We start from the raw sequence: 8,524 nt of genomic DNA, 5'->3' as shown, positions 1-8,524 counted from the left end.
GTCAGCATGCACTGAACTATACAGCAGCCGCTGACCTAATGTCCAGTTGTCGCGGCTGCCGCACGCGCTGCGCGCGCGGATCGGCCGCTTGACTCATGTCTTGACGCCACACGTGAGCACACTCTGGGCACCGGTAGCGGCGCACGCTCACATGCAAGATCGTGGGACGCCACCCGCAGGGCTCATGCGCCAAGCGCCTGACCACCGTGTCACGAGAAATGCCCTGGCACCCGCAGCGTCGACACCACCGGTCCTCACCCGTAATACGGCATGCCAACACTGCATGGTCTGCCTCAACGCGCTGACCCGTCACCTCCAACCCCAGGCCATCCAGGCGCGTGAACACGCTCAGATCAGGGCGATCAAAGATAGTATTGGCCATGTCGAGGTCTTTCAGATGGACGGTGTAGGAACCCCCATCATCGGAAGACCTCGACCCCTACCCAGCCACGACACGCCGGACCCCACCCAACACCCCTACACCCTCAAATGCGAAGAGCCGGTATTGTACGGTATTCTATAGAACTGTGTCAACAGGATGGACATGTGAGTTTTGTGAAAACACAGTTTTATCGTTACAATCGGGGTGCCTCATGTCAAGGTGCCCGCGAAGTGTCTTCGGTGCCTCATGTAGGAATGCCCGCCAGGTTGAGGGGTGGTTACGAGGCTTTCCTGACTCGTACGCCTTTGTGGACGTCGGGCAGGATGCTTGGGATCTGTGCGAGGTAGAGCTGGTCGGTCTTGTCCTTGGCCCTTGGCCAGTCGGATGAGAACGTCCTGGAGCTCGATGATGCGGCGGGTGATAGAGGCGGGGTTGAGCTGGTTGCGGTACGAGACCAGGTCAGTCTTCTGGGCCTTGGTCAGGGCGCTGGTGTCCAGCAGTCGGTCCAATGGGGTACGAGGAGCGTCATAGAGGCGCTTGCGCCTGCCGGCCTTATCGGTGCCCCATCCGACGGGCTTGCGGGTGGGGGTTAGGAAGTTGAGCTTGACGTTGACCTGCTCCCAGAGACGGCCCAGGACCTCGCGCTCCTCGCTGGTGTCGTAGCGGTAGTAGAAGGCGTAGCGGCGCACCAGGTGGTTGTTCTTCGACTCGATGGTGGCCTGGTCGTTCTTCCTGTAGGGGCGTGAGCGGGTGAAGTAGATGTCCAAGTCCCCGGCCCAGCGCACCACGCTGTGGTTGATGAACTCTGAGCCGTTATCGAAGTCCATGCCCAAAACGGGGAACGGGACACATCCCACGGCGGCGTCCAGGGCGGAGATGATGTGCTTCTCAGCGTTGTTTCGGATTGAGCGAGTGAAGGTCCACCCCGTGAGCACGTCGGTCATGTTCACAGTCCGGGTGAACTCTCCTTTGAGGGTCGGCCCGCAGTGGGCGACGGTGTCGACCTCGAAGAACCCAGGCTCAGCCTCGATCTCGTCACCGGCCTTGCGGATCTTGATGGAGCTGCGCAGCAACGGACCGGCCTTGGTCGTCGACTTGCCCCGCAGTTGCTCGGTAGCCCGCACCGGGGCGAGGTAGCGGTCAATGGTCGCCGCACTCATGGCCACCAGTTCGTCTCTGACGGCTGGGGTGTAGCGCGGCTCGTCGTCGAGCTCACCGCTCGCCTCCAGCAGGTCCAGCAGCAGCGGCATGGACTCCTTGAGGTACTTGCCGCACTGCCCGCCGCTGGCGGCCCACACTCGCTGGAGCACCTTCAAGGCGTCGTAGGAGTACCTGCGGGCTCTAGCCCTGCGCTCCGCCGACTTTCGGCGACCCGGTGGGCGCTTGGCTGCGGCCACCAGGCGTCGGCGCGCATTGTCCCGACTCCAGCCAGTGACTGCACAGACCTCATCAAGGATCCGCCCCTTGTCCTTCTTCGACGCCCTCGTGTACACCCTGGCGTACTTTCCCGTGATCTCGGCCCTGGCCTGCATCGACAACCCACTTCCCATGCCCACCACGGTCCACGAGCTTCGCGGGCAGTCCTACATGAGGCACCGAGCCTCTTACGCGGGCATCCTTCATGAGTCTCGTCGACAATTTGACATCCCCCATGATCTCACGTATACTGAAAATAAGCAGTACAAGCGATGGGAGGAAACATCATGAGTGGTTCAAGCAAATTCTTCTTTATTTTATCGGGTATTGTAAGCATTATCCTGGGGATATTCTTACTCTTAAATCCCGTTATTAATCTCATAGCTTTTGCCTGGCTTTTTTCTATTATCTTTTTCGTCAGTGCGGTCAGCTCTATTATAAATTATTTTACGTTATCGTCTGAATTACGTAGCGGCTGGTATCTTATCAGCGGCATTATCAATGCTCTATTCGGTATCTATTTAATATTCGGCGGATTTGCATTCCTACCATTAGTACTCCCAAGCACAATCGGCATCTGGATGGTAATTGAAGCCATCTTTATTTTCATTAAATCAAGAAAGTCCGACAGCATGGTATCACTCATGGGACGTAATGCAAAATGGCTTGCACTAATTCTTTTACTATTAGGCCTATTACTCATATTCCAGCCGATTGCTTCCGGTGTGGTATTTATCTACTTTATCGCTTTCGGTTTCTTATTTGACGGAATTTATTCCATCGGTGAGGCTTTTATAAAATAGAATATAACTAAATAATTACACTATAAGATCGACCATGTACTGCCAAATAGCTGTCATAAATTACGATGTCTATTTCGTATTTGTGGCAGCTATTTTATTTGTTTTGGCTAGCCGTCATGGTAAATGTATTCGCCTACTACATTTGCAAGTGGTTAGACGCTTTTCTAGCTCTTTTATTTAGCAACTAGCCCAACGCTCTAACATTAGCGTAATAATGGGGTTATAGGACAAAAATTAGTACAACCCTGTAGTAATTTAAAATCCCCTTGATCAGTACCAAGATACTCATCAAAGGGATTATATTAATTATGAAAAAGACAAATAGCCCTTCATTATCCTAGGATCGCTATTAAATTCAAGTCACATCTTAGGCTTTAAATATAACACCATTATGCTCTAGTTGTTCCACTGTTTTTTTACCAATGCCCGGTAGCATCAATACTTCTTGTTTAGTAATTGTTTTAAAATCATCTACTGTGTATAGGCCGGCTTGTGAAAGTGTAATTTGTGCACCGACCGTATATTGTCATATACCGGATTTCCACGCAAAGCCCCACCTTTAGCAACCTCTACGGGGCTCATATGAGCGGACTCGCGTTTTCCCATATAACTATCATTAGAGTACCGATTTATAACAGTTCGACCGGTAACACGTTCATACGCATCATATAGAGTCTACCATAATGGACTTTCAAAATCCACTAATTGAGTTGGTAAAAATGAGATAGCAGTATATAAGCTTATTAATTCTCGTGGGTCAGAATCTATATTGCTCACTTGGTCTACCATATACATAATAGCCTCTAAATGATCTTCTACAAAATCGTTCCAGCGCGTTGCATCTTGTAATAACCAATCAATATCTTCATATTCATCAACAAGATCTGCTAATACATCATGGGCTATCTTGCTTTCACCACACTGCAAAGCCAATAGAATATACAGCATATGCATAGGCAACATGATATCCGGAGCCTGATTAAATGCGTTTTGTATATCATCGCAACATGCAAGATATCGCTGATATACCTTGCGGCCGCGATCCCAGTTGGCAGCTCCACAACAAGCAACCATCATATACACAAGAAATCCCGAATGATCTTGCTTGTCTCCGTGAAAAACTGGCGTAAAGCAGGCAATCGCATCATTATACATATTATATTCTAAATATATCATCCCCATGTCGATGAGGCAACGCATATAAGGACGCGTCTCTATTATATTCCAATCTATTTTCTTTGGTTTTTTCAACGATTCTACTAGCTGTTTCAACTGATAAATTTGAAAGCTTGGATGTAACTCAAGGGCTATGAGTTCTCGTTTAGCATCTACTTCATCAGGACATAATGCAAGGATTTCATTGTATAACTTCCTTGATTTCTCATTCGTATCAGCCTCTTCTGCAGCTGGTCAGCGAGTTGTCGGTGCCCGCGGCGGTCGCCTCGACCTCCAGCACGCCGGCGCTGTTGATCGCGCCCGCCGACACCGCTTCTCCGGGCGCGACCTCGACCGGGATCGATTCACCGGTGATCGCCGAAGTGTCCAGGCTCGACCGGCCCGAGCGGACCAGCCCATCGGTCGCGACCCGCTCGCCAGGGCGGACCAGCAGCACGTCGCCGACGGCGATCTCCCTGGCCGGGACCGAGGCGGAGGTCCCGTCGCGCAGCACGGTCGCGGTCTCCGGCACGAGCTTCAGCAGCGCGCGCAGCCCGCCGCGGGCGCGGTCCATCGCCTTGTCCTCCAGGGCCTCGGCGATCGAGTAGAGGAACGCCAGCGCGGCCGCCTCCTCGACGTAGCCGAGGATCACCGCGCCCACGGCGCTGATCGTCATCAGCAGCGCGATCCCGAGCTTGCGCTTCACAACGAGATTCCGGATCGCACCGGGCACGAACGTGTACGCGCCCAGCAGCAGGCCCGCCCAGAACGCGACCAGCGCCGCGACGTGCAGCCCCGACCACTCCAGCACCAGGCCGGTGCCGAACGCGACCCCGGAGAGGATCGGCACCACCAGGCCCGGGTCGCGCCACCACGGGCGCTCGGTCTCCTCTGCCTCTTCAGCGGCGTTGGTGGTCGGCTCGTCGCAGCCGCATGCGGCGCTCACGAGGCGTCCTCGGAGCCGCTCGGACCGCAGCAGCCGGGCACCGAGCAGGCCGGGTCGATGCACGGCGCGCTCTCGTCCACGGCGAGGGTCACATCGACCAGTGCCGTCAGCGCCGCGGCCAGGTGCGGGTCGGCGATCTCGTAGCGAGTCTGGCGGCCCTCGGGCTCGGCGACCACGATCCCGCAGTCGCGCAGGCAGGTCAGGTGGTTGGACACGTTCGAGCGGGTCAGCCCCAGCTCGCGCGAGAGCACCGCGGGGTGGCTCGGGCTGTCGAGCAGGGACATCAGGATGCGGGAGCGCGTCGGGTCGGCCATGGCCCGGCCGAGCCGGTTCATGACGTCAAGACGCGAAGCAATGGTCAGCATGCACTGAACTATACAGCAGCCGCTGACCTAATGTCCAGTTGTCGCGGCTGCCGCACGCGCTGCGCGCGCTTGCCCTCGTGAGGCGTGATCACCTCTTGCGCCAGCGGGGCCACTTCGGCATCCCGCGGCCCTTCCAGGTCTCCATGAGACCCGAAACCCAGCGGACGGACGCGAAGAGCCTGTAGCCGGCCCCGGCGAGGCCAGCGCCGACCACGAGCCACCAGCCGATGCCGAGCCACACGCTCCCGTCCACGTCCAGCGCTCACTGAACACCCGTGATGAGCCCGGCGATGCCCATCCAGAGACCGGCGACGACCACGGCCACCGGCAGGAGAACGAGGCACATCGCGGCGGCGGCGGACCAGAGCTGTCGCGCCTCCAGCTTCGCCGTCGCGGCGATGATCCGCTCCGCCCGCGCGTTCGAGGCGTCGAGGCTCGCGGTCATCGTGGCCGAAGCCTCCCCGGCGACCTGCTCGACAGCCTTCTCGACCCGTTCCTCGGTGCGCTTCTCGATCCGCTGGACCGCGCCGCCGACCTGGCTCACGAGCTTCTGGTTCGCTGTGACCTGCGCCTTCAGACCCTCAATCGCCGAGGCCGTAGCCGCGCGATTCTTCTGCGCCTCCGCGACCAAGCTCCGCGACGCGGCGTTCAAGCTCTCGCCGTTGAGACTCTGCGCGAACTCGCCGAGCGTGCTCGCGATCTCGTTCTGCCTGCTCTCGATACTCGCGATCCTCGCGGACACGTCGCTGGAGGGCGAGGAGGTCGACGCCGGGGCCGTGATCCGCTCCAGCCGCCTCGTCGTCTCCTCGTCCATGACCTTCACGAACCCCGCGAGCTTCTTCTGCTGTTCGGTCAGCGTGGCGATCCTCGTGTTCTGCGCCTCGACGGCGGCGAGGATCGAGGTCAACAGCTCCATCGTCTCCGGACTGCCGAGCTGCTGCTGCGACTGCTCGGGCTCGTTCTGCTGCTTCAGCCTGTCGAGCGCTGCGCTCATGCTCCTTCTCCTTCTGCTGCTGGTGGTAGTCGAAGAACGCCTGCGCGCCCTCCGGGGTGAAGTCCGCCGAGAGGGCGCTCGGCGCGGCCGGACTCGCCGCGGCGATCCTCGATGTAGAGCGTCCAGGTCTCTTGCCCGGCGCGCTTGCCCTTCTTGCTGACGGGGCTGTGCAACCGCATCCGCGGCACCCGCTCCCCGTCATCGCCGAGCCGCTGGTTCTGCTCCTCGATCACCGAGACCAGACCGGCCTTGTCCACCGCCCGGGGATCGGCCAGCGCCGCGCTCATCCGGTCGCCCATCTCGCGGTCGAGCGATCCCTCGGCGAAGTCCTCGCGGCGCAGCTCCCAGTCCTTCGGTGCGTGCTCCAGCCGCTTCACGACCGAGAGCCCGTGTTCTCGCATCAGCTGGTCGTTCGCCGACTGGACGCCCCGCTGATTCCCGGCCTTGCGGTCGTGGAACGTGCGATAGTCCGAGAGCGCCTTCCCCGTCCGGTTGTTGTGGTTGATGACCAAGATGTGGTTGTGCGGCTTCTTGCCCCGCCCATCCACATGACTGACTACGAGGCAGTCGGAATCCGGGTGCATCTTCTTCGCGAGCTGATAACCGAGATCGTTCACCCGCTGCACGTCCTCCGGACTCTTCGGGTCGAACTCCTCGTCGCTGAACGACTGGCGGTAATGCACCGCCTCGACCTCGCGCGTCGTGTTCTGCGTGAGCGACCGAGCGCGCGCCGAGAACGCGCCGGGGCCTCCCGGCACATCGCACGTGATCGCGATGCCCCGCTCGTCCTCCTTGCCACGGATATAGCGCTCCGTGTCGGCGGCGCTGGCGCTCGGGCTGTAGTGCGTGGTGCTCATGAGGCCGCCCGATCCCCGAGCAGGGCGCGGACCTCGCGCAGCAACTCGATCAGCTCGGGCACCTCCGCCGACAGCGCCACTGACTCACCAGCCCGCGCCCGGCGGTCGAGGTCGTTGACGTTGATCGCCAGCGGGCGAATCTGCGCGGCCAGCTCGCGAGCATCCGCCGACGCCTGCACCCGCGCCTCGACCCCGAGCAGGTGCGCGGCCACGGCGGCGTCCAACTCCTCGCTCCGAGAGGCGTGGAGGGCATCCCGGACGACGGTCCGCACCCACGTGCTCGGAGCCAGCCCGAGCCGCTTCGCACGAGTGCGAAGCGCCGCGAGCGTCTCCTCTCCGAAGTCGGTATCGAGCTTCGCGCGGCCCCCACGACGACGGGCAGCCCGCCTTCGGCGGGTGCCAGGCCAGGCCCTCCGGGCGGGGTCAGGTCGGCCGGAGCGGTGCTGAGGTTGCGTGCGTCGGCGCGCATCAGCGACCACCGCCCCGGCCGTAGCGCTTGATGACAGCCTGGTGCGTGACGCCGAGGGCGTCGCCGATCTTCGCCCAGGTCACCCCATCGGCGCGGGCGTCGGCGACGGAGATCTCGACGGACTCCTCCAGCACGGAGCGGAGCACGCCGAGGTCGTAGAGACGTGCCTCGGACTCGGCGAGGGAGGGGTCGCCCTGTCGCCAGCGGAAGCTGTTCACGTGGTCGAAGGCGGCGGAGTTGGCGCTCATCAGTGACCACCGCCCATCACGGCGGCGACCGCGGCGCGCTGTCGCGGGGTCAGGGGCGTGCGAGCCAGGCGTTCACCGGCCAGACGACCAGCAGCGCGAGCGGCGGCGATGACGGGATCGAGGCCGTCTGCCTGCGGAGAAGGAGTGGAGCCCTGATCGAGGCCAGGGCGGTCGAGCGCGGATGCGCGGGGAACGTCGATAACGACAGACATCGGAAGTCCTCAGACATGAGTATCTTCCGGTTCCCCGCCACGGTAATTGGGCTGTTTGACCGGCTACTCATCCGGGAGCAGAACCCCGCGCTTCTAAGTCGCGGCCCCGGTGGGATCTTCTTGTCCGCAACCATTCTCCCACGAGTCGACTCACCATTGCAATGACGAGTCGACTCATGAGTCAGTCGCGACGCGGCTCTATCCGAATCAGGTCGGGGTCGAATTTCACGTGACCGGGCGTGATGGGCTCGATGGTCACCGTCACCAGCTCGTCCACGAGCATCCGGCGGCGGTCCACGTCCAACACCTTCCACTTCGCCTCGACCACCTCGCGGCGCTCCGCGGTGCCGACCGGCTCCTCGACGTCCGCGAGCAGCTTCGCCGCCGCCGACACCGAACGGTCGAGCAGCTCCGCGTCGATCTCGTCGATGCGGGCCTTCACGTCGTTGATCGCTGCCGTTATCTCCAGGACCGGCTGATGGATGTCGCGCAGCAGCGGGCTCAGCTCCTTCACCCGATCGACCAGGGCGTTCCGCTCCGTCAGCAGCTCCTCGCGATCCGGCCCATCGTCCTCCTGTGGCATCACGAGGTCGTGCACGTCCACCGGGGCCTGATCGCCTGCGCCCTCCATGACGGAACCGTATCGCGACCAGACGGGACGGTGACCGCTGCCGGAG

General features: G+C 60.4%; 8 protein-coding genes and 4 pseudogenes. 1 reads left to right on the top strand and 11 read right to left on the bottom strand.

Annotation, left to right across the window (positions count from 1 at the left end; all coding sequences use genetic code 11):
- Positions 1-58 precede the first annotated feature (58 nt).
- Together AB7V09_RS12895 and AB7V09_RS12890 are read right to left on the bottom strand one after the other, a co-directional pair.
- Positions 59-382, bottom strand: a pseudogene (locus AB7V09_RS12895) (ISL3 family transposase); the annotation flags it as partial.
- A gap of 209 nt (positions 383-591) precedes the next feature.
- Positions 592-1,932: an integrase catalytic domain-containing protein gene (locus AB7V09_RS12890; protein WP_419143998.1), complete on the bottom strand. Its 1,341-nt coding sequence runs from the start codon at positions 1,930-1,932 to the stop codon at positions 592-594.
- A 153-nt stretch (positions 1,933-2,085) separates the two neighbouring features.
- Here AB7V09_RS12890 and AB7V09_RS12885 point away from each other — a divergent pair, with 153 nt between their 5' ends.
- Positions 2,086-2,601, top strand: a complete 516-nt coding sequence (locus AB7V09_RS12885; protein WP_419143997.1) for a DUF308 domain-containing protein — start codon at positions 2,086-2,088, stop codon at positions 2,599-2,601.
- Between the two features lie 675 nt (positions 2,602-3,276).
- Here the strand turns inward: AB7V09_RS12885 and AB7V09_RS12880 are convergent.
- The 9 genes and pseudogenes from AB7V09_RS12880 to AB7V09_RS12840 form a co-directional block, all read right to left on the bottom strand.
- A complete protein-coding gene (locus AB7V09_RS12880; RefSeq protein ID WP_218638013.1) occupies positions 3,277-3,873 on the bottom strand; it encodes a hypothetical protein in 597 nt (198 codons plus the stop codon).
- Positions 3,874-4,006: 133 nt separating this feature from the next.
- Positions 4,007-4,702, bottom strand: a pseudogene (locus tag AB7V09_RS12875) (cation-transporting P-type ATPase); the annotation flags it as partial.
- Positions 4,699-5,067 carry a Cd(II)/Pb(II)-sensing metalloregulatory transcriptional regulator CmtR gene (gene cmtR, locus AB7V09_RS12870; protein WP_419143996.1) on the bottom strand — a complete coding sequence of 123 codons (369 nt, stop codon included), beginning with the start codon at positions 5,065-5,067 and terminating at the stop codon, positions 4,699-4,701. The pseudogene AB7V09_RS12875 and the gene cmtR, both read right to left, overlap by 4 nt.
- A gap of 88 nt (positions 5,068-5,155) precedes the next feature.
- A pseudogene (locus AB7V09_RS12865) lies at positions 5,156-5,611 on the bottom strand (hypothetical protein).
- Between the two features lie 446 nt (positions 5,612-6,057).
- On the bottom strand, positions 6,058-6,918 hold the full coding sequence (locus AB7V09_RS12860) for a relaxase/mobilization nuclease domain-containing protein (protein WP_256699653.1): 861 nt from the start codon (positions 6,916-6,918) through the stop codon (positions 6,058-6,060).
- Complete coding sequence (locus tag AB7V09_RS12855; RefSeq protein ID WP_143225366.1) at positions 6,915-7,142, bottom strand: hypothetical protein; 228 nt, start codon at positions 7,140-7,142, stop codon at positions 6,915-6,917. The genes AB7V09_RS12860 and AB7V09_RS12855 overlap by 4 nt, the downstream gene beginning before the upstream one ends.
- A gap of 244 nt (positions 7,143-7,386) precedes the next feature.
- Positions 7,387-7,635: a hypothetical protein gene (locus AB7V09_RS12850; RefSeq protein WP_075415574.1), complete on the bottom strand. Its 249-nt coding sequence runs from the start codon at positions 7,633-7,635 to the stop codon at positions 7,387-7,389.
- Positions 7,635-7,847 (bottom strand): hypothetical protein, encoded by a 213-nt coding sequence (locus AB7V09_RS12845; RefSeq protein ID WP_003780572.1) that lies wholly within the window; start codon positions 7,845-7,847, stop codon positions 7,635-7,637. The genes AB7V09_RS12850 and AB7V09_RS12845 overlap by 1 nt, the downstream gene beginning before the upstream one ends.
- 181 nt (positions 7,848-8,028) lie before the next feature.
- Positions 8,029-8,524: pseudogene (locus tag AB7V09_RS12840) on the bottom strand (hypothetical protein); the annotation flags it as partial.

This window comes from Actinomyces sp. SKVG-SVH-4(1) (assembly GCF_048514265.1).
Lineage (GTDB): Bacteria > Actinomycetota > Actinomycetes > Actinomycetales > Actinomycetaceae > Actinomyces > Actinomyces oris.
The sequence above is the reverse complement of the archived record's forward strand: the minus strand, read 5'-3'. Positions and strand labels throughout refer to the sequence as shown.

Bases quoted from the DNA above. Each gene is read 5' to 3' on its own strand.
- AB7V09_RS12850 (WP_075415574.1), bottom strand. From the start codon at position 7,635: ATGAGCGCCAACTCCGCCGCCTTCGACCACGTGAACAGCTTCCGCTGG.
- AB7V09_RS12890 (WP_419143998.1), bottom strand. From the start codon at position 1,932: ATGGGAAGTGGGTTGTCGATGCAGGCCAGGGCCGAGATCACGGGAAAG.
- cmtR (WP_419143996.1), bottom strand. From the start codon at position 5,067: ATGCTGACCATTGCTTCGCGTCTTGACGTCATGAACCGGCTCGGCCGG.
- AB7V09_RS12845 (WP_003780572.1), bottom strand. From the start codon at position 7,847: ATGTCTGTCGTTATCGACGTTCCCCGCGCATCCGCGCTCGACCGCCCT.
- AB7V09_RS12860 (WP_256699653.1), bottom strand. From the start codon at position 6,918: ATGAGCACCACGCACTACAGCCCGAGCGCCAGCGCCGCCGACACGGAG.
- AB7V09_RS12885 (WP_419143997.1), top strand. From the start codon at position 2,086: ATGAGTGGTTCAAGCAAATTCTTCTTTATTTTATCGGGTATTGTAAGC.